Annotated in this window: 16 protein-coding genes; 8 read left to right on the top strand and 8 right to left on the bottom strand. The window is 73.0% G+C overall.

The window, feature by feature from the left end:
- From ADY01_RS13810 to ADY01_RS13830, 5 genes are all read left to right on the top strand, one after another.
- A partial coding sequence (locus tag ADY01_RS13810) for an FtsK/SpoIIIE domain-containing protein (protein ID WP_049571622.1) occupies positions 1–1,831 on the top strand: 1,831 nt, incomplete at its 5' end.
- Positions 1,832–2,033: 202 nt separating this feature from the next.
- A complete protein-coding gene (locus ADY01_RS13815) occupies positions 2,034–3,404 on the top strand; it encodes an ABC transporter substrate-binding protein (RefSeq protein WP_049571625.1) in 1,371 nt (456 codons plus the stop codon).
- Positions 3,405–3,432: 28 nt separating this feature from the next.
- Positions 3,433–4,734 (top strand): carbohydrate ABC transporter permease, encoded by a 1,302-nt coding sequence (locus ADY01_RS13820; protein WP_049571626.1) that lies wholly within the window; start codon positions 3,433–3,435, stop codon positions 4,732–4,734.
- The gene (locus ADY01_RS13825) at positions 4,731–5,657 is read left to right on the top strand and encodes a carbohydrate ABC transporter permease (protein WP_049571629.1); all 927 of its coding nucleotides are present in this window, start codon (positions 4,731–4,733) and stop codon (positions 5,655–5,657) included. Before ADY01_RS13820 ends, ADY01_RS13825 begins: the two co-directional genes overlap by 4 nt.
- 111 nt (positions 5,658–5,768) lie before the next feature.
- A complete protein-coding gene (locus tag ADY01_RS13830) occupies positions 5,769–8,018 on the top strand; it encodes a bifunctional glycosyltransferase/CDP-glycerol:glycerophosphate glycerophosphotransferase (protein WP_234320216.1) in 2,250 nt (749 codons plus the stop codon).
- Here ADY01_RS13830 and ADY01_RS13835 read toward each other — a convergent pair.
- Positions 7,999–8,928 (bottom strand): class I SAM-dependent methyltransferase, encoded by a 930-nt coding sequence (locus tag ADY01_RS13835; RefSeq protein WP_049571631.1) that lies wholly within the window; start codon positions 8,926–8,928, stop codon positions 7,999–8,001. The genes ADY01_RS13830 and ADY01_RS13835 overlap by 20 nt on opposite strands.
- A gap of 128 nt (positions 8,929–9,056) precedes the next feature.
- On the opposite strand from ADY01_RS13835, the gene ADY01_RS13840 reads away from it, so the two are divergent.
- A complete protein-coding gene (locus tag ADY01_RS13840) occupies positions 9,057–9,680 on the top strand; it encodes a helix-turn-helix domain-containing protein (RefSeq protein ID WP_049571634.1) in 624 nt (207 codons plus the stop codon).
- A 12-nt stretch (positions 9,681–9,692) separates the two neighbouring features.
- Here the strand turns inward: ADY01_RS13840 and ADY01_RS13845 are convergent, their stop codons facing one another.
- The 3 genes from ADY01_RS13845 to ADY01_RS13855 all read right to left on the bottom strand — a co-directional run bounded on the left by ADY01_RS13845 (position 9,693) and on the right by ADY01_RS13855 (position 16,182).
- On the bottom strand, positions 9,693–14,657 hold the full coding sequence (locus ADY01_RS13845) for an NAD-glutamate dehydrogenase (protein ID WP_049571636.1): 4,965 nt from the start codon (positions 14,655–14,657) through the stop codon (positions 9,693–9,695).
- Between the two features lie 267 nt (positions 14,658–14,924).
- The gene (locus ADY01_RS13850; RefSeq protein ID WP_049571639.1) at positions 14,925–15,632 is read right to left on the bottom strand and encodes an HAD family hydrolase; all 708 of its coding nucleotides are present in this window, start codon (positions 15,630–15,632) and stop codon (positions 14,925–14,927) included.
- A gap of 46 nt (positions 15,633–15,678) precedes the next feature.
- Complete coding sequence (locus tag ADY01_RS13855; RefSeq protein ID WP_049571643.1) at positions 15,679–16,182, bottom strand: DUF6912 family protein; 504 nt, start codon at positions 16,180–16,182, stop codon at positions 15,679–15,681.
- Positions 16,183–16,351: 169 nt separating this feature from the next.
- Between ADY01_RS13855 and ADY01_RS13860 the strand changes: the two genes are divergently transcribed.
- Entirely contained in the window at positions 16,352–16,798 is a 447-nt protein-coding gene (locus ADY01_RS13860) for an Rv3235 family protein (protein WP_049571647.1), read from the top strand.
- Positions 16,799–16,848: 50 nt separating this feature from the next.
- Here the strand turns inward: ADY01_RS13860 and secA are convergent, their stop codons facing one another.
- Positions 16,849–19,734: a preprotein translocase subunit SecA gene (secA, locus tag ADY01_RS13865; protein ID WP_049571649.1), complete on the bottom strand. Its 2,886-nt coding sequence runs from the start codon at positions 19,732–19,734 to the stop codon at positions 16,849–16,851.
- A 132-nt stretch (positions 19,735–19,866) separates the two neighbouring features.
- On the opposite strand from secA, the gene ADY01_RS13870 reads away from it, so the two are divergent.
- Positions 19,867–21,102, top strand: coding sequence for a winged helix-turn-helix domain-containing protein (locus ADY01_RS13870; protein WP_049571652.1), 1,236 nt, complete (start codon positions 19,867–19,869; stop codon positions 21,100–21,102).
- A gap of 31 nt (positions 21,103–21,133) precedes the next feature.
- Here the strand turns inward: ADY01_RS13870 and ADY01_RS13875 are convergent, their stop codons facing one another.
- The 3 genes from ADY01_RS13875 to ADY01_RS13885 form a co-directional block, all read right to left on the bottom strand.
- On the bottom strand, positions 21,134–21,877 hold the full coding sequence (locus ADY01_RS13875) for a response regulator transcription factor (RefSeq protein WP_049571655.1): 744 nt from the start codon (positions 21,875–21,877) through the stop codon (positions 21,134–21,136).
- Positions 21,878–21,996: 119 nt separating this feature from the next.
- Complete coding sequence (gene hpf, locus ADY01_RS13880) at positions 21,997–22,683, bottom strand: ribosome hibernation-promoting factor, HPF/YfiA family (protein WP_049571658.1); 687 nt, start codon at positions 22,681–22,683, stop codon at positions 21,997–21,999.
- Between the two features lie 292 nt (positions 22,684–22,975).
- Positions 22,976–23,389, bottom strand: a 414-nt coding sequence (locus tag ADY01_RS13885; protein WP_049571664.1) for a ComF family protein, incomplete at its 5' end; no start/stop codon positions are given.

Genomic DNA, 23,389 nt, shown 5'->3' on the forward strand with positions numbered 1-23,389 from the left:
CTCGGTGCCGCCGCCCCGGGCGAGCGGCAGGCGCGGCATCGCCGACTGGGCGCGCGGCAGGCTCGCGGGCGCCCCCCCGGCGGCGGACGAGCCGAGTCCCGCCGCGGCGGGGCCGCGCGAGGAGCCGGCCCAGGCGCGCTGGCCCGACCTGGCCGCCGTGCTGCTCATGGCGCTGGACTCCGGGCCGCGGCTGTGGGAGCGCGGCGCGGACCACCCCGACGCGTTCACCGCGAGGCTCGGCACGGCCCAGCAGGCGCCCGACGTGCTGCCGCCGGTCACGGTGGCCCTGGCCGAGGCCGGGTCGCTCGGCCTCGTCGGACCCCGGGACCGGCTGACCGGCGTGGCCCGTTCCGTGCTCGCGCAGCTGGCCGCGCTGCACCCGCCGAGCGTCCTCGACCTCGTCGCGCTCGCGCCCGGCCGGGCCGGCGACTGGTCCTGGCTCGGCTGGCTGCCGCACCTGCGTCCGACGCGGGGCCAGGACTGCGGGCTGCTGTTCGGCTTCGACGCCCGGCAGGCGGCGGCCAGGCTCAGGGAGCTCACGCGGCGCCTCGGCGGCCGGACGGACGGCCGGCGCACGGTGGTCCTGGTCGACGGCGACCCCGGCGGCGCCGAGGCGCGCGCCGCGCTGGCCCGGCTCGCCACCGAGGGCCGGGGCGCGGGGATCCATCTGATCGTGCTGACCGAGGCCCCGCCCGCGACGGCCGCCTCGCCCCTGACGGAGACCCTGGCCGCCGCCGTCGCCACCACGCCCGTGCTGCGCGACTGCGGCACGGTCGGCGTGCTCACCGGGCCGGTCGCCACCGCCCTGCGGCTGGTCGGGCCCGGCGGGGCGCCGGGCCCGACGGCGGGCGCCGACGCGGTGTCGCCCGCGTGGGCCGAGCGGTTCGGCCGGGCGCTCGCGCCCCGCCGCGAGGACGGGGTCCAGGCGCCCGCCCCGCCGTCCACGGCGCTGCCCGAGAGCTGCCGTCTGCTGGACGCGCTGGAGCTGGCCCGGGTCACTCCGGGGGTGCTGCGCGAGCGGTGGGCGCGGCGCAGGGGGCTGCCGCTGGTGCTGGGCGCGGGCACCGAGGGTCCCGTCGCCCTCGACCTGGCCGAGGCGCCGGGGCCGCTGGCCGTGGAGGGCGGCGCGAAGTCGGGGCGCACGGAGCTGGTCAGCGCGCTGGCGGCGTCGCTCGCGACCGGCGCGGGACCGGGTGACCTCTCGCTGCTGCTGGTCGAGGGCGCGGGCGAGGGCCTGCGGCCCTGCGCGGAGCTGCCGCACGTCACCTCGTATCTGGGGGCGACGGATCCGGTGCGGATGCGGGCGTTCACGCAGGCGCTGCGCGAGGAGCTGAAGCGGCGCGCGGCGGTGGCGGAGGAGGGCGGCGCGGGCACGTTGCCCTGGCTCGTCGTCCTCGTGGACGACTTCGACGCGCTGACCGCGCCGGCGCTCGGCGCCCCCGGGCGCCCCGCGGCCGGATCCGTGGTGCGGGTGCTGGACGCGGTGGCCCGCGAGGGGCACGGGCTCGGGGTGCGGCTCATCGTGGCCGGCGCCCTGCCCGGCGCGGCGATACGCGTGGCCCTCACCGGGCACCCCGCGGGCCGCGCCGAGCTGCGGAGGGCGGCGGGCGGCCCGGTCCCGTTCCAGGCGGGCCGCGTGACCGCCCGCATCCCGCGCACCTCGACGCTGCGCCCGACCGTCACCCGGCTCGACTGGGCCAGGGCGGGCGACCCACCGGCCCGCCGGCCGGTCCGTGAGCTGGGGAACGGGCCCACCGACGTGGCGCTGCTGGCCAGCGCGGCCACCCGCGCCGCGCAGGGGGACCGGGCCGCCACCGCGACGCTGGTCTGACCGCATTTCCCCTGTTCCCCCACGGTTTCCCCATGATCATCCGTTGGGCGGTAACATCACGATCACAAAGGGCACTTGGCAGGTGCGAGCCCTTGCTCCTTCCTCTGGCGCCGCGTAGGAAAGGCCGTCGTAGGACGTGCGGTGTGGCAGGCCCTGCGCCTGGCAGGGCATTCGCCGCACCAGATGGGGTGAGGCGGTGCTCATGCGCGGTTCGGGCCGGGATTCCCGGCGGAGAGCCACTCGTGCGGCTGCGGCGATCGTCGCCGTGTCCGCACTGACGCTGACGGCGTGCGGCGACGACGGCGGCGACGACCGGGGCGGGAGAGAGTCCACCATCGAGTTGCCGGATCTCAGCGGCGAGCAGCTGGAGGTCGCCGCCGTCTGGACCGGTGTCGAGCGGGACAACTTCGTGCGGGTGCTGGACGAGTTCGAGGCGCTGACCGGCGCCTCGGTCAGCTACGTGCCCAGTGGTGACAACGTCTCGCAGTTCGTCGGCACCAAGATCGAGGGCGGCGCCCCTCCGGATGTGGTGATGGTGCCGCAGCCGGGCGTGCTGCACGAGTTCGCCGAGAACGGCTGGATATCGCCGGTCGGCGAAACGGTCCAGGAACAGCTGGACGCCAACTACACGCCGGGCTGGCAGGAGCTGGCCTCGCACGAGGGCGAGCAGTACGGCGTCTATGTGAAGGCCGCCAACAAGTCCCTCGTCTGGTACAGCGACACGGCCTTCGAGTACGCGGGCGTCGAGGCCCCGGGGGACTGGGACGAGTTCGTCTCCACCGCCTGGACGCTGTGGGAGTCGGGCACCACGCCCCTCTCGGTCGCGGGCGGCGACGGCTGGACCCTGACGGACTGGTTCGAGAACATCTACCTCTCCCAGTCCGGCGGCGAGATGTACGACCGCCTCGTCGCCCACGAGATCCCCTGGACCGACCAGAGCGTCACCGACGCGCTGACCGCGCTGGCCCAGGTCTGGGGCGACGCGCGGCTGCTGGAGAACGGGACGAACGGGTCGCTCCAGACGCTGTTCCCCGACTCGGTCGCCCAGACCTTCATCAACCTCACGGCGCCGGACGCCGGCATGGTCTTCGAGGCGGACTTCGTCGGGTCGGTCATCACCGACAGCACCGACGCCGTCATCGGCGAGGACGCGCTGGTCTTCCCGTTCCCCTCGGTGGGCGGCGGCGACGCGCCGGTGGTCAGCGCGGGCGACGCGGCGGTGGCGGTGTCCCCCGGCGGCGAGGCGAGCGAGGCCCAGCAGGCGCTGCTGACCTTCCTCGCCTCCACGGACGCGGCGCACATCTGGGCCGAGGGGGGCGGCTTCATCTCCCCCAACAAATCGCTGGACCTGGACGCGTATCCGAACGACGTCCAGCGCGGGATCGCCGAGGCGCTGATCGCGGCGGGCGACGACTTCCGGTTCGACCTGTCCGACCAGACGCCGGCCGCGTTCGGCGGAACGACGGGCCAGGGCATGTGGCGGGGCCTGCAGGACTTCCTGGCCGACCCGGAGGACATCCAGGGCGCCCAGCAGTATCTGGAGTCCCAGGCGGCCGCCGCCTACGGGGACTGACGGACAGACGGACGGAGACTGACTTCCCATGGCATCCGGCAAGGTGGCGGTGGTCAAGGCACGGCCCTGGGCGGTCGCGTGCTTTCTGCTGCCCGCGCTGCTGCTGCTCGGTGCGCTGGTCGTCTACCCCATCGGGTACTCGGTCTGGCGCAGCCTTTTCGACGCGTCGGGCGATTCGTTCGTCGGCCTCGACAACTTCAAGGAGATCTTCACCAACGACGCGATCAACACCGCGCTCACGAACAACCTGATCTGGATCGTGGTCGCGCCGACCGTGGCCACGGCGCTCGGCCTGGTCTTCGCCGTCCTGACGGAGAAGATGCGGTGGTCGACGGCGTTCAAACTGATCATTTTCATGCCGATGGCGATCTCGATGCTGGCCGCGGGGATCATCTTCCGGCTGGTGTACGAGCAGAACCCGGACCGCGGCGTGGCCAACGCGATCATGACCACGGTGAACGACACGTTCGCCGACAGCGCGGCCTGGCCCGACGCGCAGCCCAGGCCCGACGGCCCGGTCGAGGCCCAGGAGGACGGCTCGTACGTGCTGCTTCCCCCGGCCGAGGCGGGGTCCCCGGCGCTGCTGCCGCTGGTCGCGATCCCGCAGCCCGAGCTGGAGGACGCCGCGCTCGCGGCCGTGCCCGAGGCGGGCGGGGGTGAGATCACCGGCACCGTGTGGATGGACTTCACGCGGGGCGGCGGCGGCACCCCCGGGGCCGTCGACCCGGAGGAGAAGGGGCTGGCCGGCATCACCGTCGAGGCGGTGGTGGACGGCGACGTGGTCGCCGACGCCGAGACGGCGGAGGACGGCACGTTCTCCCTGCCGGCCGAGGCGGACGGCGCCCAGCTGAGGATGACCTCCGACAGCTTCTCCGCCCCGTACAACGGCGCGGAGTGGCTCGGCCCGAGCCTCATCACACCGGCGATCATCGGCAGTTACGTGTGGATGTGGGCCGGCTTCGCGATGGTGCTGATAGCCGCCGGCCTCGCCAGCGTGCCGCGGGAGACCATGGAGGCCGCCCGCGTGGACGGCGCCAACGAATGGCAGGTCTTCCGCCGCATCACCGTGCCGATGCTGGCCCCCGTGCTCGCGGTGGTCACGGTGACGCTGATGATCAACGTCCTGAAGATCTTCGACCTCGTCTACGTCATCGCGCCCACCGCGAGCCAGGACGACGCGAACGTGCTTGCCCTCCAGCTGTATCTGTCGTCCTTCGGCACCGACACCGACCAGGGCGTGGGCAGTGCGATCGCGGTCTTCCTCCTGCTGCTGGTGCTGCCGGTGATGCTCATCAATCTGCGTAGGCTGCGACGGGAGAACCAGCGGTGACCACTCCCACCAAGACCGCTCAACTGCCGGAGCCGGCCGACGCCGCGCCGGTGTCCGTCGCGGGACCGCCGAAGCCGTCCATCGGCGCTCGGCTCGCCTCGATCGCCGCGGGCGGCGGAGTGCGCGTGATCCTCGTCGTGCTCGCCGTCGTGTGGCTGCTGCCGACCGCCGGCCTGTTCGCCTCGTCGTTCCGCGACTCGCGGGACATCGCGTCCACGGGCTGGTGGGAGGTCCTGACCGACCTCGACCAGTTCACCTGGTCGAACTACGACAGCCTGCTCAGCAACGAGAACTTCACCGGCTCCATCTGGACCACGGTGGCGATCACCGTGCCCTCCACGGTGCTGGTGGTCGTCCTGGGCGCCGCGGCGGCCTATGCCTTCGCGTGGCTGGACTTCCCCGGCCGCGACTGGTGGTTCATGGCCGTCGTCGCGCTGCTGGTGGTCCCGGTCCAGGTCGCGCTGGTCCCGGTGGCCCGCCTGTTCAACTCGCTGGGGATCTTCGAGACGACGCTCGGCGTGGTCATCTTCCACACCGCCTTCGGGCTGCCGTTCGCCATCTTCCTCCTGCGGAACTTCTTCGCCGACATCCCCAGGGAGCTGCTCGAGGCGGCGCGTCTGGACGGCGCGGGCGAGCTGCGCCTGTTCACCCGGGTGGTGCTGCCCCTGGGCGGCCCGGCCATCGCGGCGCTGGCGATCTTCCAGTTCATGTGGGTGTGGAACGACATGCTCATCGCGCTGATCTTCGCCGACTCGGGCTCGCCGCCCATGACCGTCGCGCTCCAGCAGGAGATGCGCCAGTTCGGCAGCAACTTCGACGTGCTGGCGCCGGGCGCGTTCCTGACGATGCTCATCCCGCTGGCGATCTTCTTCGCCTTCCAGAAGCAGTTCGTCTCCGGCGTGATGGCGGGCGCGGTGAAGTAGCGGCACGAAGCGGAGGGGGAGCCGGAGGCTGGGCCGAACGAAGGAAAGGCCGGCCACGACACCACCGGCTCCCCCCAATCGCACCCCGCAGAAGCGATTGTCGGATGGTCCGTGTATCCGACGCTGGATGTCGCCGTGCCCCGCTTCAGCATCATCGTCCCCGCCCACCAGGTCCAGGCACAGCTGCCCGCCTGCCTGACGTCCGTGCTCTCCCAGGACTTCCGGGACGTCGAGCTGATCGTGGTGGACGACGCCTCCCCCGACGCCTGCGGCGAGATCATCGCCGAGGCCGCCGCCGACGACCCCCGCGTCTCCGGGCTGCGCATGCCGGTGAACACCGGCCCCGGGCCCGCCCGCAACGCCGCCCTCGACCACGCGAGCGGCGACTACGTCCTCTTCCTCGACGGCGACGACACCCTCGTCCCGGGGGCCCTGGCCGCCCTCGACGCCCGCCTGGCCGCCACCGCCGACCCGCAGCTGCTGCTCTTCGACCACGTCCGCGTGGCCTGGTACGGCGCCGCCGCCCCCGGCACGCGCCCCGGGCTGCTGGCCGAGGACGGGCCCGGCGCGTTCACCCTCGCCGAACGCCCCGCGCTGCTGCGCCTGCCGCCCGTCGCCTGGGCCGCCGCCTACCGCCGCGACCTGATCGAGGGCCTCGACCTGCGTTTCCCGCCCGGCCACTACCAGGACCTCCCGTTCGTCTACCCCGCGCTGGCCGCCGCCTCCCGCGTCGCGGTCCTCGACCGGGTCTGCGTCCAGCACCGGCAGCGGCGCAACGGGGGCAGGTCGCGGACCGCGGGCCACGGCCACTTCGACGTGCTCGCCCAGTACGAGCGCGTCTTCACGCGCCTGGCCGCGCTCCCCGGCGGCGACCGGTGGCGCCCGGCCGTCTACCGCCGCATGGTCGGCCACCTCACCGCGATCTACCACACCCGCGGGCGCCTGCCCGCCTCCGACCGGACCGCGTTCTTCCGCCGCAGCGCGGCGCTCTGCCGCCGCCACCGCGCCGCCGCGGGAGCCTCCGCCATCGGCGGAGGACGGCGCAGGCCCCGGCTGCGCACGCTGCTGCTCCGCCTCGGCGCACGCCGCGCGTTCCACCTGCTGCACTCGGGGCACCGGCTGCTCCGGCGGCTGCGCGCCCGCGCGCGGGGGCGGCTGGGCGCCGCCCTGCTGCACGCGCACTACCTCGTTCAGCGGCGGCGCCCGCTCGACACCAGGCTCGCCGTCTTCGCCTCGGGCGGCGTCTGCGCCGGCCACCCGGCGGCCATCGAGGCCAAGCTCCGCGAGCTGGCGCCCGGCATCCGCACCGCCTGGGTCGGCGGGCCGCAGGGCGCGGGCCCGCCGCCGCCCGAGGGCGCCAGGGTGCTGACCGCCGGCACCGCGCCCTACTGGGCCGCGATGGCCCGCGCCCGCTATCTGATCAGCGACAACGGTTTCCCCGACGCCCTCCTCCCCCGGCGCGGCCAGATCCGCCTCCAGACCCACCGCGGCACCCCGCTCGTCCACACCGGGCTGGACGCGGCGCCCCGTGACATCCCCCGCCTGCTGCGCCAGATCGACAGCTGGGACTACTGCCTCTCGGCCAGCAGGCACGCCACCCTCGCCGCCGAGAGCGCCTACCCGGCCGACTACCTCACCCTGGAGTACGGCTCCCCGCGCGCCGACCTGTTCCACACCGCGACCGCCCAGGACGTCCTGCGCGTGCGCGAGGAACTCGGCGTCCCGCCCGGCGTGCTGGCCGTGCTGTACGCGCCGGCGCGCCGCGGCTACGACCGCGCCCATCTGCCCGCTGTCGACCTGGGGCGGCTCGCGGACGAGCTCGGACCCGGCTACCTCCTCCTGGTCCGCGCCCCCGGCGCGACACCGCCGGGATGCGCCGGCGTGCTCGATGTCTCATCGCACCCCCGCCTGGAGGAGCTCTGCCTGGCGGCGGACGCGCTGGTCACCGACTACGCGCCCGTGCTGTTCGACTACGCCAACCTGGACCGCCCGATCGTCCTGCACGCCGACGACTGGGGGGCCTACCGGGCGGTCCACGGCACCTACCTCGACCTGCCGGGAGCCGCCCCGGGGCCGGTGACCCGCACCATGGTCGAACTGGTGGCCACGCTGTCGGGCCCGAGGCTGTGGACCGACCCGCGGGGCGCGCCGCGGCGGGAGGCGTTCCGGCGGCGGTTCTGCCCGTACGACGACGGGTTCGCCGCCGAACGCGTCGTCCGGCAGGTCTTCCTGGGCGGGCGCAGGATCCCGCCGGTGGTCCCGGCCGAGGAGCGGCGGCCCGCGCCGGGGGCGGTCGCGTTCAGGGCCGCCGCGCCCCGGCCCCGCTCGGGACGGCCGCTGATCAGCCGGGAAGCGGTGTGACCGCGGTGTGCACGGTGTCCGCCGCCAGGTAGAACGCGTCGGGGCGGGCCAGCACGCCGCCGGGCGCGTCGGGGTCGAGCAGCGCGTCGAGAGTGGCGAGGTCGTCAGGCGCCAGCCGCCCTTCCGCGGCCCCGCGCAGCCTCGTGAGGTGGCCGTGCAGATACCGGCGGGCGTCCATGCCCAGCGGGGCCGGGTGGTCGGCGAGGAACGTCCTGGTGCCGGTGGGCACCAGGCCCGCGCCCGCCAGCAGCGCGGGCCAGTCCTCCACGGCCGCGACCGCGCCGGGCAGCCCGGCGCGCATCTCGTCGAACCACTCGTCGTTGCCCGCGTCGAGACGGGGCTGGAGGCCGGGGCGGCCGAGGCCGATGTCGCGGGGCAGGAAGCGGGCCGGGAGCCCGCCCTCGACGACGGCCAGCAGGCCGCCGGGGCGGAGCACCCCGGCGAGGGCGGCCAGCGCCGCCGCCTGGTCGCCGACGTGGTGCACGAAGCGGCTGGTCCAGACGAGGTCGGCCGGGCCGAGGCCGCCCAGCCCCTCCGGCAGGTCGGCGCGGTGGGTGCGCACCCGGTCGAGCCCGCGCTCGGCGGCGCGCGTCGCGGCGCGGGCGAGCAGGCCGTCGGCGCCGTCCACGGCCACCACCTCGGCCTTCGGGAACGCGGCGGCCAGCACGCAGGAGCCGACGCCCGGGCCGCTGCCGACGTCGAGGACCAGGCGGGGGGCGGGCATCCGCTCGCGCAGCCAGGCCGCGGCGGCGGTGACGGCGGGGACGTGGAGCTCACCACCGCGTTCGAGCTGGTCGGCCATGGCCTCCCAGTCGACGTCGTCGGCCCCGTGGCCGTGGTCGTGCGCATGGGTCGGCTGGGTCGGCTGGTGTGGATGGGTCGGCTGGTGGGCGTGGTGCTGACCGGTCACCGTGTCCTCCTGACGTGGCGCCGTGCGTGGCGCGTTCGTTCCGCAGGGTGGGCGTCGACGGCCCCCCACGGCAACCTTCGTTGCCGTTTCCGGGACGGAGTCGCCCGGAAGGGTGCTGGAATGGACGCATGACGGACAGCGCGAACGGCAGCGGCGAGATCGGTGAGGTGCTGGCCGGGGTGGGCCCCCGGCTGCGGCGGATGCGGACCGGGCGCGGGGTGACGCTCGCTGCGCTCGCGGAGGCGACCGGGATCTCCAAGAGCACGCTCTCCCGGCTGGAGTCGGGCCAGCGGCGGCCGAGCCTCGAACTGCTGCTGCCCATCGCCCGCGCCCACCGGGTGGCGCTGGACGAGCTGGTCGGCGCGCCGGAGACCGGCGACCCCCGGGTGCGGCTCGCGCCGCGCACGGTGCATGGCAGGACCGTCGTCCCGCTCACCCGGCAGCCGGGCGCGCTCCAGGCGTACAAGATGATCATCCCGGGCGGGGTGCGCGAGCCCGAGCCGCGCACGCACGAGGGGTACGAGTGGCTGTACGTGCTGGCCGGGCGGCTGCGGCTGGTGCTCGGCGACCGCGATCTCGTCCTCGGCCAGGGCGAGGCGGCGGAGTTCGACACCAGGCTGCCGCACTGGTTCGGCAGCCTGGACGAGCGGCCCGTCGAGGTCCTGAGCCTCTTCGGCCGCCAGGGCGAGCGCATGCACGTGCGCGCCCGCCCCGCGGCCAGGGCCCCGGAGGGCCCCGAAGAGCCCCGCTGAGAGCCCCGCCGGCTAGCGGTTGGAACGCAGCAGCGTGCGCATGGTGCGCATGGCCACCGACAGGTTCGCCAGGTCGAAGCTCTCCGAGGACTGGATCTCCCCCAGCGTCCCCCTGGCCCGGTGGAGGATCGCCGCGTTCCGCTGGGCCCAGGCCGCGAACCGCGCCTCGGGCGCCGAGTCCGCGTCGCCCGCCGCCAGCACGTCCGCCGTGACCAGCTGGTGCGCCGCGTACAGGTCCTCGCGGATCGCGGTGCGGGCCATCGACTGCCAGCGGTCGGCGCGCGGCAGCTCGCTGATCCGGTTCTGGAGGGCGGAGATGCCCAGCTCGTCGCTGAGGTGGAAGTAGACCTCGGCGACGTCCATCAGGTCGCGCCCGGTCCTGTCGGCGACCGCGACGATGTCCAGGGCCGGGAACGCGGCCGAGAACCCGGCGACCCGGCGGGCCAGCGGCGCCGGGATGCCGCCCGCCACCAGCTGCTTGAGCTGCGCGCCGTGCCACTCCAGGTCACGCCCGCGCAGCAGCTTCGGAAGCTCCCGCCACACCTGCCCGACCCGGTCGGCGAACAGGTCGATCGTGTCGGTCAGCTTCAGCGGCTGCGGCCGGTTGTTCAGCAGCCAGCGGGCCCCGCGCTCGACCAGCCGCCTGGCGTGCAGCCGCAGGCGCGTGAGCACCTCGGCCTCCACCTCGTTGTCCAGGCCCTCCGCGGTGTCCCAGATCTCGGCGAGGCCGAAGATGGCCCGGGACGCGGTGTGCGCGCGGACGATCTCCTCCGTGGCCGCGCCCGACTCCTCCTGCATGCGGTGGACGAACGAGCAGCCCGCGACGTTGATCGTGTCGTTGACCAGGAGGGTGGTGATGATCTCCCGGCGCAGCGCGTGCATCTCGATGCGGTCGGGGAACCGCTCCCTCAGGGCGGTCGGGAAGTACGCCTGGAGGAGCTGGCCGACATACGGGTCGTCGGGCAGCTCGGTGCCGATCAGCTCGGCGGTGACCGTCAGCTTGGCGTAGGCGAGGAGCACCGCGAGCTCGGGCTCCGTCAGCCCGCGCCCGGCGCCCCTGCGTTCGCGGAAGTCGTCGTCGGACGGCAGGAATTCCAGCTCGCGGTCGAGCCTGCCCTGCTCGGTCAGCCTGCGGATGAACCGCTGGTGCGCCAGGATCAGGCCGGGCGCGGTGGCCGCGCCGTTGGCCAGGGCGATGTTCTGCGCGTAGTTGTTGCGCAGGACCAGGGTGCCGACCTCGTCGGTCATCCCGGCGAGCACGGCGTTGCGCTGCTTGACGGTGAGATCGCCGTTGGCGACCACCGCGTTGAGCAGGATCTTGATGTTCACCTCGTGGTCGGAGGTGTCCACGCCCGCGCTGTTGTCGATGGCGTCGGTGTTGCACCGGCCCCCGGCCACCGCGTACTCGATGCGTCCGCGCTGGGTGAGGCCCAGGTTCCCGCCTTCGCCGACGACCTTGGCGCGCAGGTCGGCGCCGTTGACGCGGATGGCGTCGTTGGCCTTGTCCCCGGCGTCGGGGTGCGTCTCGGTGGCCGCCTTCACATAGGTGCCGATCCCGCCGTTCCACAGGAGGTCCACCGGGGCCCTGAGGATGGCCTGCATCAGCTCGGGCGGCGTCATGGACGCGACCTTGCCCCGGATGCCGAGCGCCTCGCGGACCTGCGCGGTGACGGGGATGGACTTGGCCGAACGCGGGTGGATGCCCCCGCCCTTGGAGATCAGCGAGGCGTCGTAGTCCGCCCACGAGGAGCGCGGCAGCCGGAACAGCCGCTCGCGCTCGGCGAACGAGACGGCCGGATCCGGGTCGGGGTCGAGGAAGATGTGCCGGTGGTCGAACGCGGCCACCAGCCTGATGTGCTTGGACAGCAGCATCCCGTTGCCGAAGACGTCGCCCGACATGTCGCCGATCCCGGCGACGGTGAAGTCCTCCTCCTGCGTGTCGTGGCCCAGCTCCCTGAAGTGCCGCTTGACCGACTCCCAGGCGCCGCGGGCGGTGATGCCCATGCCCTTGTGGTCGTACCCCGCGGAGCCGCCGGAGGCGAAGGCGTCGCCGAGCCAGAACCCGTAGGAGACCGCGACCTCGTTGGCGATGTCGGAGAAGGTGGCGGTGCCCTTGTCGGCGGCGACCACCAGGTAGGTGTCGTCGCCGTCGTGCCGCACCACGTCGTCGGGCGGCGCGACCCGGCCGTCCACCAGATTGTCCGTGATGTCCAGCAGGCCGGAGATGAACGTCCGGTAGCAGGCGATGCCCTCGGCCAGCCAGGCGTCGCGGTCCACGCCCGGGTCGGGCAGCCGCTTGCCGACGAACCCGCCCTTCGCGCCGACCGGCACGATCACCGTGTTCTTCACCTCCTGCGCCTTCACCAGGCCCAGGATCTCGGTGCGGAAGTCCTCGCGCCGGTCCGACCAGCGCAGCCCGCCGCGCGCCACCTTGCCGAACCGCAGGTGCACGCCCTCCACCCGCGGCGAGTACACCCAGATCTCGAACGCCGGGCGGGGCTCGGGCAGTTCGGGAATGGACTTGGGCTCCAGCTTCATCGACAGATAGGCGTGCGGGACGCCGTTCCTGTCGTGCTGGAAGTAGTTGGTGCGCAACGTGGCCTTGATGACCGTGAGGAACGCGCGCAGGATGCGGTCCTCGTCCAGGTTCGCCACGTGCTCCAGCGCGCCGTCCAGCTCCTCCAGCAGGCCGTCCGTCAGCTCGCGGCCCGCGCCCTGGCGGAGCGGGGAGAGCCTGGCCTCGAACAGGTTCACCAGGAGGCGGGTGGTGTGCGCGTTCTGCCGGAGGGTGGCCTCCATCCGCTCCTGGGTGAACCGCGCGCCCGCCTGCCACAGGTACTTGGCGTAGGCGCGCAGCACCATCGCCTCGCGCCAGGTGAGCCCGGCGGTCAGCACCAGCGCGTTGAACCCGTCGTTCTCCGCGGCGGAGGTCCAGGCGGCCGAGAACGCGTCCTGGAACCGCTCGCGGCCGTCCCCGACCAGGCCGCCAGCCAGCGCCTCGGGGATCCGCAGGCCGAAGTCGTAGATCCAGGCGGTCGGTCCGCCGGCGGGCCGCAGCTCGTAGGGGCGCTCGTCGACGACCTCCACGCCCAGGCACTGGAGCACGGGCAGCACGGCGGAGAGCGAGACCGGCTCGCCCGTGCGGTAGATCTTGAAACGGCGCTCACCGGGACCCGCGTTCACCGGCTCGTAGAGGCTGAGCGCGAAGTCCGAGTCGGTGCCCGGCCTGAGCCCGGAGACGTACTGGAGGTCGGCCACGGCGACGCGCGGCGCGAAGTCGGCCTTGTACCCCTCGGGGAAGGCGTCGAGATAGGAGTGCCCCAGCTCGGCCGCGTGCTCCTCGCCGCACTCGGCGGCCAGCGCGTCGGCGAAGCCGTCCGTCCAGGAGCGCGACGCCTCGGCCAGCCTGCTCTCGATGCGGTCGACGTCCGCCTCGGTCAGCTCGGGCAGCTCGGTGCCCGGCTCGACGCGGACGACGAAGTGCAGCCGGGAGAGCACCGATTCGGTGTTCCACCCGCTGAAGTCCACGCTCGTGCCCGCCAGTTCCTCGGTGAGGATCTCCGTCAGACGGAGCCGGACCGAGGTGGTGTAACGGTCACGGGGCAGGTACACCAGCGCCGAGTAGTAGCGCCCGTACTCCTCCTGCCGCAGGAACAGCCGCAGCCTGCGCCGCTCCTGGAGGTGGAGCACCGAGGTGGCGATGGAGCGCAGCGTCCCGACCGGCGTCTGGAACAGCTCGTCGCGCGGGTAGGTCTCCAGGATCTGGAGCAGGTCCCGGCCGCTGTGGCTGTCCGCGGCGAACCCGGCGGCGGCCAGCACCTTCGCCACATTCCGCCGGATGACCGGGATGCGGCGCACCGACTCGGTGTAGGCGGCGGCGGAGAACAGCCCGAGGAAGCGCCGCTCGCCGGTGACTCGGCCCTCGGCGTCGAACGTCTTGACGCCGATGTAGTCCAGATACGAGCGGCGGTGCACGGTGGCCCGGCTGTTGGCCTTGGTGAGGATCAGCAGCCGCGGCTCGCGCGCCTTGGCGCGCGCCGCGGGCGACAGGCGGGCGAACGCGGCGGAGGCCGTCGGATGGGTCGAGTCGGGGTCGTGGGCGGGGTCGGAGCGCAGGATGCCGAGCCCGCTGCCCGGAATGGCGCGCAGCACGTCCTCCGCGCCCTCCTCGCCCTCGCGTGCCAGTGCGTACTCCCGGTACCCGAGGAAGGTGAAGTGGTCGTTGGCCAGCCAGCGCAGCAGCTCCCTGGCCTCCTCGACGTCCGGCTCGGCGAGCTCGGACGGCAGCGGCTCCCCGGGCAGCCCCTCGGCGATGCGCAGGGCGGTGCCGCGCATCTTCTGCCAGTCCTCCACGGCCTCCCTGGCGTCGCTGAGCACGCCGCGCAGCCCGGCCTCGATCCGCGCCAGGTCCTCGTGGTCGGTCTCGCGGTCGATCTCGACGTGGATCCAGCTCTCGATCACGGCGTCGGCGGGCAGTTCGGCCGGCTCGTAGGTGGTCGCCGAGGGGCCGACCGGGTCGCGGCCCGCGTCGAGGACTTCGAGGAGCTTCCCGGTGAGGTCGCGCCTGACGAGGATCTGGGGGTGGATCACGAGGTGGATGCCGCGGCCCTGGCGCGACAGCTCGTTGGTCACGGAATCGACGAGGAACGGGATGTCGTCGGTGACCACCTCGACCACCGTGTGGCTGCTCGCCCAGCCCATCTCCTCGACGGTGGGGCTGTGGACGCGGACCTTGGCCGTGCCCTGCGGTCGCCTGCCGGCCAGCCGGTAATGCGCGAAGGCGGCCCCGTACAGGTCGACCGGATCGCGCTGGAGGATGTCCTCGGGTGCGATGTAGAGGTAGTAGCGCTGGAGGTACGCCGCGATGGCCGCGGAGTCCATGCCGTGCCCGGGGGGTCCGCCGGCGGTCCCCCGGTCGGCCACCTGGGCGGCCTGTGTCAGTAGTTCAGCCTTGGCTTCATCCAGCTTGCTGTGCATGTCCTCTTGGCTCCTGTGTCGCGCGCCGTTGCGTGACGTCGAGAAACGGTCACCGGGCGCGCTCGCTCTCATGGCGTGCATGCGCCCGATGGATCGGACCAGTGGCCGAGCCGGCCCGTGGGATGGGCGGCGGCCCGGACGGGGCGGCGCCGCCTCCGGCCGGAACTCCAGACGTGGTCGCACCGATCACGACGACCAGGCTAACGCCCCGCCGATAACGGGCGGGTCAGCATCGGGTGAAAACCGTGCCGCTGGTTCATCGGTCCTTCAGCCGTTCCCCAGCATCTCCTCCGCCGTACGGACCGCGTCCGCCAGGCTGTCCACCACCGGGACCCCGGCCGCCAGCAGGCTGCGCCTGCTGTGGGAGCCGCCGGTGTAGAGCACCGCGCCCGCGCCGGCGTGCGCCGCCGCCGCGGCGTCGTCGGTGGCGTCGCCGATGACGACCACGCGGGCGGGATCCAGGCCGTCCGGCGCCGTGGCCAGCGCCGACAGGTGCCGCGCCATCTGCGCGGCCTTGCCGGCGACGACGCCGTCCCCCGTGTTCCCGTCGACGCGCAGGAAGTGTCCGTGTATGCCCAGCCTGGTCACCCACGGCAGCAGCCGCTCGTGCGGCGCGAGGGAGCACACCGACTGCGTGCGCCCCGCCGCCTGCCACCCCGCGAGCAGCGCCGCCGCACCCTCGGCCAGCGCCGCGGTGTCGGCCCGCGCGAAGTAGTGGCGGTGGAATGTGCTGTCCATCACAGCCCACTCCTCGTCACTCGGCAGCCGGCCGATCAGCCGCTCGTAGAACCGCGGAACCGGGACGCAGTACAGCTCGCGGTAACGGTCCAGGGTGATCGGGGGTATGCCGATCTCGGCGAAGGAGACATTGGTCGCCTCGATCACCACGTCGATGTCGTGCAGGAGCGTGCCGTTCCAGTCCCAGACGATGTGCGCGGCCGGGGCCGACGGAGCAGAGCGGATCCCTGAAGCCATGCCATAGACCGTACGGTGCCCCACCGACAACGACGAGAGGGCCCCGTCACACCAGGCGGTCGATCTCCTGGACCCCGTACCACAGCAGCTCGTGGTCGGCGGCCCCGTCCACGGTGAACCGCGCGTCCTCGTCGCCGAGATCGGCCGCGCCCAGGGCCGCCGCCGCGGCGGCGACGTCCCGCTCGGCCTCCTCGCCGTCCACGTGCACCGACGCGAAGACGGTCAGCGGGACAGGCTCGTTCAGGCGCACCTCGCCCAACGACTCGGCCAGCAGCGCCTGGTCGGGGTCGGCGACCGCGGCCCGGTCCGGCACGTCGGCCGCCGCGACCACCCGGCGCCTGGCCACCCCGGGGTCGGCGGCGACCAGCCGCAGCGACGCCTGCGCCGCCCTGCTGAGCGCGGCGTACTCCAACTCCTCCTCGCCGCCCGAGAGATACCACTCGCGCAGCGCGGGGGTCACGGCGTACGCGGTCAACGGGGCGGGCCCGGCGTGGCCGGCACGGTGCGCCTCGGCCAGGGAGGACAGCGTGAGGGGCACATAGACGCGCACGGAACGGGGGCCCCTTCCTGAGGGTTCCTGGGGTTCCTTCGGATGTCCCGGGGCGCTGCCTCGGGAAGCGGCACTGTACCAGGACGAGGGCACCTTGCCACTGCGTGATGACCCCCTTACAATCCGCCACAGTTACTCGTCAGTAGCTTCATCACGGGGGTGGTCACACGTGCAGTCCTCGACGCGCGCCGGAAGCCGGGGCCCGGCGCGCCGCGCCGACTCACGCGCCGACTCGCGGGGACCGGGGCGGAGAACGGCCGGGCGGCACGGGCGTCACCGGCGCGGGGAGACGGCGCCGCACGACTGGTTCGCGCAGCAGCTGCTGCTCATCCTCAGCGGTCAGCGGCCGGTGCACATCCTGCTGGGTCACGCGGGCGCGCAGGCGTACGAGCAGCTCAGCCTCCTCGCCCCGCGCGCCCCCCTGCGCCCGCCTCCCGGCGGCCGGGCGCCGGTCGTCAGCCGGGTCGGCGCCAGCAGCCCGCGGACGGACGCCATCGAGGCGTTCGCCCGCATCGCCGCGGGCGACAGGACCCGGGCGCTGGCCTTCCGCCTCGAACGCCGCCCCGGCACCGCCCGCTGGCAGTGCTGCGCCGTCGAGCTGGACACCGTTCCATGAGCCCGGCCCCCGTCCCGGTCACGCCCAGGCCGACGGGGGCCGGCCGGGCGTCACTTCTTGCGGCGACGGCCGCCCTTCTGCGCCTTGCGCCGCTCGGCCCTGGTCAGCCCGTCGTCGGCGGCGCCGCCGCCGGTGCTGCCCGAGCCGCCCGACGTCCGCTGGTCACCGCCGGAGGCCGCGAAGTCGCCCTCCACGACACCGCCCGCGCTGTCCACCGAGGGCGCGGAGAAGTGCAGCCGGTCCGCGCGCTTGGGCGCCTCCAGGCCCTTGGCCCGGATGGCGGGACGGGCGCCGCCCTGCGTCGCGCCGGCGGGCACCGCCTCCTGCGGAGCGCCCTGCTTCTGGCCGGGGCCCGCGGCCTGCGCCGCCTTCTCGCCGCCCTGCACCGGCACCTGCTCGACCTGCCGCTCGACCTGGACCTCCAGGTTGAACAGGTAGCCGACGGACTCCTCCTTGATGCCCTCCATCATCGCGGTGAACATGTCGTAGCCCTCGCGCTGGAACTCCACGACCGGGTCGCGCTGCGCCATCGCACGCAGCCCGATGCCCTCCTGGAGGTAGTCCATCTCGTAGAGGTGCTCACGCCACTTGCGGTCCAGGACCGACAGCACCACGCGCCGCTCCAGCTCCCGCATGACCTCGGGGCCGAGCTCCTCCTCGCGCTTGTCGTACTGCTGGTAGACGTCCTCCTTGATGGACTCGACGATGAACTCGGGGGTCAGCCCGTCCCTGCCGCCGGCCTGCTCCTCCAGCTCTTCGACCGTCACCTGCACCGGGTAGAGCTGCTTGAACGCGCCCCACAGCCGGTCCATGTCCCATTCCTCGGCGAAGCCCTCCACGGTCTCGGCCCGCACATACGCCTCGATCGTGTCGTCCATGAAGAACCGCACCTGCTCGTGCAGGTCCTCGCCCGCCAGTACCCGGTGCCGCTCGCTGTAGATGACCTCGCGCTGCCGGTTGAGCACCTCGTCGTACTTGAGGACGTTCTTCCGGATCTCGAAGTTCTGCTGCTCGACCTGGCCCTGGGCGGAGGCGATGGCCCGGGTGACCATCTTGTTCTCGATCGGCACGTCGTCGGGCACGTTCGCCATCGACATCACACGCTCGACCATCGCCGCCTTGAACAGCCGCATCAGGTCGTCGCCGAGCGACAGGTAGAAGCGGGACTCGCCCGGGTCGCCCTGACGGCCGGAGCGGCCGCGCAGCTGGTTGTCGATGCGGCGCGACTCGTGGCGCTCGGTGCCCAGCACATACAGCCCGCCGAGGTCCTTGACCTCCTCGAACTCGGCCTTCACCGCCTTCTCGGCGGCCTCCAGCGCGCCCGGCAGCGCCGCGGCCCAGCCCTCGGGGTCCTCGGCCGGGTCCAGCCCCTGGCCGCGCAGCTGGCTCTCGGCGATCTCGTCCGGGTTCCCCCCGAGCTTGATGTCGGTGCCGCGGCCGGCCATGTTGGTCGCCACCGTCACCGCGCCCCTGCGGCCCGCCTTGGCGACGATCGCCGCCTCGCGCTCGTGGTTCTTCGCGTTGAGGACCTCGTGCCGCACGCCGCGCTTGTTCAGCTGCTGGGAGAGGTACTCCGACTTCTCCACCGAGGTCGTGCCGACCAGCACCGGCTGGCCCAGCTCGTGCTTCTCGGCGATGTCGTCCACCACCGCGGAGAACTTGGCGACCTCCGTGCGGTAGATCAGGTCGGAGCGGTCGAGGCGCTCCATCGGCACATTGGTCGGGATGGGCACCACGCCGAGCTTGTAGATCTGGTGGAACTCGGCGGCCTCGGTCATCGCCGTACCGGTCATGCCGGCGAGCTTGTCGTAGAGGCGGAAGTAGTTCTGAAGGGTGATCTTGGCGAGCGTCTGGTTCTCGTCCTTGATCTTCACCCCTTCCTTCGCCTCGATCGCCTGGTGCATGCCCTCGTTGTAGCGGCGGCCCGCCAGGATGCGGCCGGTGTGCTCGTCGACGATCACGACCTCGCCGTCCATGACGACGTAGTCCTTGTCGTTCTTGTAGAGCTCCTTGGCCTTGATCGCGTTGTTCAGGTAGCCGACCAGCGGGGTGTTCACCGACTCGTAGAGGTTGTCGATGCCCAGCCAGTCCTCGACCTTGGTGACGCCCGCGTCGTGGATGGCGACCGTGCGCTTCTTCTCGTCCACGTCGTAGTCGCCGGTCTCCGGCTGCTGGCGCGTCGGGATCGCCGCCTCGCCCTTCTCCAGGCGCTGCACGAGCTTGGCGAAGTCGGCGTACCACTTGGTCGCCTGGTCCGCCGGGCCCGAGATGATCAACGGGGTCCGCGCCTCGTCGATGAGGATCGAGTCCACCTCGTCCACGACCGCGTAGTTGTGGCCGCGCTGGACCAGCTCCTCCTTCGACCAGGCCATGTTGTCGCGGAGGTAGTCGAAGCCGAACTCGTTGTTCGTTCCGTAGGTGATGTCGCAGGCGTACTGCTCGCGCCGCTTCGCCGGCGGCATGCCCGCCGTGATGCAGCCGACCGAGAGGCCGAGGAAGCGGTGCACGCGGCCCATCCACTCCGAGTCGCGCTGCGCGAGGTAGTCGTTGACCGTGATCAGGTGCACGCCCTCGCCGGCCAGCGCGTTCAGATAGGTGGGCAGCGTGCCGACCAGCGTCTTGCCCTCGCCGGTCTTCATCTCGGCGACATAGCCGAGGTGCAGCGCGGCGCCCCCCATCAGCTGCACGTCGTAGTGGCGCTGACCCAGCACGCGCTTGGCGGCCTCCCTGACCGTGGCGAACGCCTCGGGCAGCAGGTCGTCCAGGGTCTCGCCCTCGGTGAAGCGCTCCTTGTACTCGCTCGTGAGCGCCTTCAGCTCCGCGTCGGTGAGATCGACGAAGTCCTCTTCGATGGAGTTCACCTGGTTCGCGATGCGCTGCAACCTGCGCAGGATCTTGCCTTCGCCTGCACGCATGATCTTGTTGAAGACGGACACGAGGGCTGGTCTCCTTGCCGGTCGGGCCTTGCGCGACATGGGAAGCGCGGGCACAGCGGATGACCCCGCCGCACCGGCCATGGTATGCGAGTGCCGCCGGGAGTGTCAGTGGTCGGCTCTACGATCCCTCGCATGACTGCCGCTTCGCTGCACCTGTCCGCCGACGAGGCCCGTCGCATCGCGCTGCGCGCCCAGGGGCTCCTCGGCGCCCCCGACCGGAAGGCCGGGGTCCGGGGCGTCCTGCGCCGCCTCGGCGCGGTCCAGCTGGACACGATCTCCGTCCTGGCACGCTCGCACGAGCTGCTCCCCTACGCCCGGCTCGGCGCCGTCGGCAGGAGCGCCGTGGAGGACGCGTACTGGGCGGGAGGCCGCTCCTTCGAGTACTGGTCGCACGCCGCGTGCGTCCTTCCGATCGAGGAGTGGCCGCTGTTCGCCTTCCGCCGCCGCGCCTACCTGGCCAGGGAGAAGTGGAACACGGAGCTGCCCCGCTCCGCCTACGACAAGGTGATCGCCCAGCTCCGCGACGAGGGCCCGCTCACCGCCACGGACCTCGGCGGCGCGAAGAACGGCGGGCCCTGGTGGGACTGGAGCGATTCCAAGATCGCCGTCGAACGGGCGCTGATGCACGGCGACGTGGTCTGCACCCGGCGGCGCGGCTGGAAGCGGGTCTACGACCTGGCGGAGCGCGCGATCCCCTCCGGGCTCTGGCACGACGACCTGGACGACGCCGAGTGCGTGCGGCGGCTGGTCGCGCAGGCGGGCGCGGCGATGGGCGTGGCCACGCAGGCGGACCTGGCGGACTACCACCGGCTGACCGGCACCCAGGTGGAGTCGGTCGTCGAGGACACCGGGCTGGTGCGGGTGGAGGTCGAGGGGTGGGGCGGCGAGGACGGGCGCGGCGGCCGGCACCGCGCCTGGGCGGACCCGGCCGCGTTGGCCACCCCGCCGCGCGGGCGGCACCGCACCACGCTGCTCTCGCCGTTCGACTCGCTGGTCTGGGACCGGCCGCGCACGGAGCGGATCTTCGGTTTCGTGCACCGGCTCGAGGCGTATGTGCCCCGGCCCAAGCGGATCTACGGGTACTTCTCCATGCCGCTGCTGGCCGGCGGACGGCTGCTCGGCCGGGTGGACCCGGCCCGCGAGGGCTCGACGCTGGTGGCGCGGCACGCGGCGTTCGAGTCGGGCCCCGCGCGGGCCGCCGCGTCGATACCGGCGATGGCGGAGGCGCTGGCGGAGGCCGCGCGCTGGGTGGACTGCACGGACATCAGGGTGGAGCGGACGACACCCTCCGAGCTCCAACGGCCCCTGGCGGACGCCGTGCGCGAGGTGGCCGAGGCAGTCCTCGGGGCGCCGGGCACGAGCCGGTAGGCGCGGGCCGGCAGACGCGGGCCGAGGGCCGTCAGCCGCTCTCCAGGTCCAGGATCTTCTCGCGCATCGCGTAGACCACCGCTTCCATCCGGGAGTGGAGCTGGAGCTTCTCCAGGATGTTCCGCACGTGGTTCTTCACCGTGTTCTCGCTGATGAACAGGTCCTTGGCGATGTCCCGGTTGTTCTTCCCCGTGGCGACCAGCTTGAGCACTTCGAGCTCCCGGTCGGTCAGCTTCGGGGCGGGCACCAGGCGCCGTTCGTCCGTGCGCTGGATCAGCGACTTGAACTCGGTGAGCAGCTTGGCCGCCATCGACGGGCTGATCTGCGACTGCCCGTCCGCCACGGCCCTGATCGCCGCGGTCACCTCGTCGGTGGAGATCTCCTTGAGGAGATAGCCGGTGGCCCCGGCCTTGATGGCGTCGTAGAGGTCGGCCTCCTCGTCGCTGATCGTCAGCATGATGATCCGCGCGCTGGGGGCCACCTCCTTGATGGAGGTGCACGCCTCGATCCCGCCCCGCCTCGGCATCCGCACATCCATCAGCACGATGTCGGGCAGCAGGTCCGCGGCCTTCTCCACCGCCTCGGCGCCGTCCCCCGCCTCGCCGACGACCTGGATGTCCTCCTCCTGCGCCAGCACGATCTCAAGGCCCCGGCGGAACAGTTCGTGGTCGTCCACGACCAGCACCCGGATCGGCTCGCGCTGCTCCCCCACCGGATCCGCGCGCGGAACACGGTGCTGCCGCTGGGACATCGTGGGACCGAAGGTGTCCACCATCGTCCTCCCCCTTGCCGGTCGATACGCGACTGCCACAATCGGCGACCCCATGATTCCATGGCGGCACCCCGGGCCGGATCCACGATCCGGCCCCGGGGTGCCGACCGGGACAGCGGGGCTCAGCCGCCGAGCGCGCCCCCGGCCTCCTCCGGAGCCCCGGCGAACGCGTCGGGCTCCAGGTGGATCACGCCGTAGTCGTAGGCGTGGCGGCGGTAGACGACGCTGGGCTGCTTGGTCTCCGAATCCACGAACAGATAGAAGTCGTGGCCGACCAGTTCCATCTCGTACAGCGCCTGTTCGAGGGTCATCGGCGCGGCCCTGTGGGTCTTCTCGCGGACCACGAGGGGGCCGTCCCCCTCGACCACCACCGAGCCGACGAGCCGGACCGGCGGGGACTGCTCGGTCACCGGGGGCCGGACGTCGCCGATGCCGTTGAGCGGCGCCGCGTCGCGCATCACGGCCGCCACCTCGCTCGCCGGGGTCCGGTCGCGCCCGCGGCGGGAGTTGCGCTTGTCGTGCTGCCTGCGCAGCCGCGACTCCAGTTTCTCGACCGCCAGGTCAAGGGCTCCGTACGGGTCCGCCGCCGACGCCTCGGCCCGCACCACGGGCCCGCGGTGGCGGAGGGTGATCTCGACTCGGTCCGAGCGGTCGGCCTGACGCGGATTGTGTTCCTTGGACACTTCCACGTCGAGGCGGGTCACCTTGCCGTCGATTCTCTGGATCTTCTCCAGCTTGAGCTTCTCGGCCACGTGCCGCCGGAATCGCTCCGGCACCTCTGTCTTGCGGCCCTTGACGACGATGTCCACGCAGAACTCCGATCCGGGCGGCTCCGTCCTCAGCGACGGGGGACGCCCTTCGCGCACTGGAACCGGAAAGCGCCGGTGTCCACGGCGCTCCTCCGGGGTTACGTCGGGGTTACGACTTGTCACCTCCTTCTCCCCCGAAAGGAAGATCAAACACCCACCTGATTCAGGTGGCGGGGCGTGAAGTCGAACAATCGCGAAAACGCTGCATATCCAGTTATGCCGGAATCAGCCGGGCTCTTCCTACCGAACGTACTACCGCGACGGCCCGTGCGGCACCCCTACCCAGAGGTCATCACGTCCACTCAAAAGGGGGACCGGCGACGACCGCGGCCCCCAGCACCAGCCCCCCGGCGGCGCGCACCGCGCGCGCCGCCTCGGTCAGCGAGGCGCCCGTCGTCAGCACGTCGTCCACCAGCAGCACGGGGTCGCCCGGCGCCACCGTCCCGCGGCGCACGGCCAGCGCCCCCGCGAGGTTCGCCGCCCGCTGCCCGGCCGTCAGACCCGCCTGGTCGGCCACCTCCCGGCCATGCCGCAAGGCGGCGCACACCCGCGCCGCCCGCCCCTCGTGCCGCAGCCGCGTCGCCGCCGCCAGGGCCGCCCGCCGCACCGGGTCGTGGCCGCGCCTGGCCACCGCGGCGCGCGAGGAGGGCACCGGCACCAGCCGCACCACGCCGGGCCCCACCCCCTGTCTCTTATAAAAATTTCC

Origin of the sequence: Streptomyces sp. SBT349, from assembly GCF_001083795.1 — a bacterium.
GTDB lineage: Bacteria > Actinomycetota > Actinomycetes > Streptomycetales > Streptomycetaceae > Streptomyces.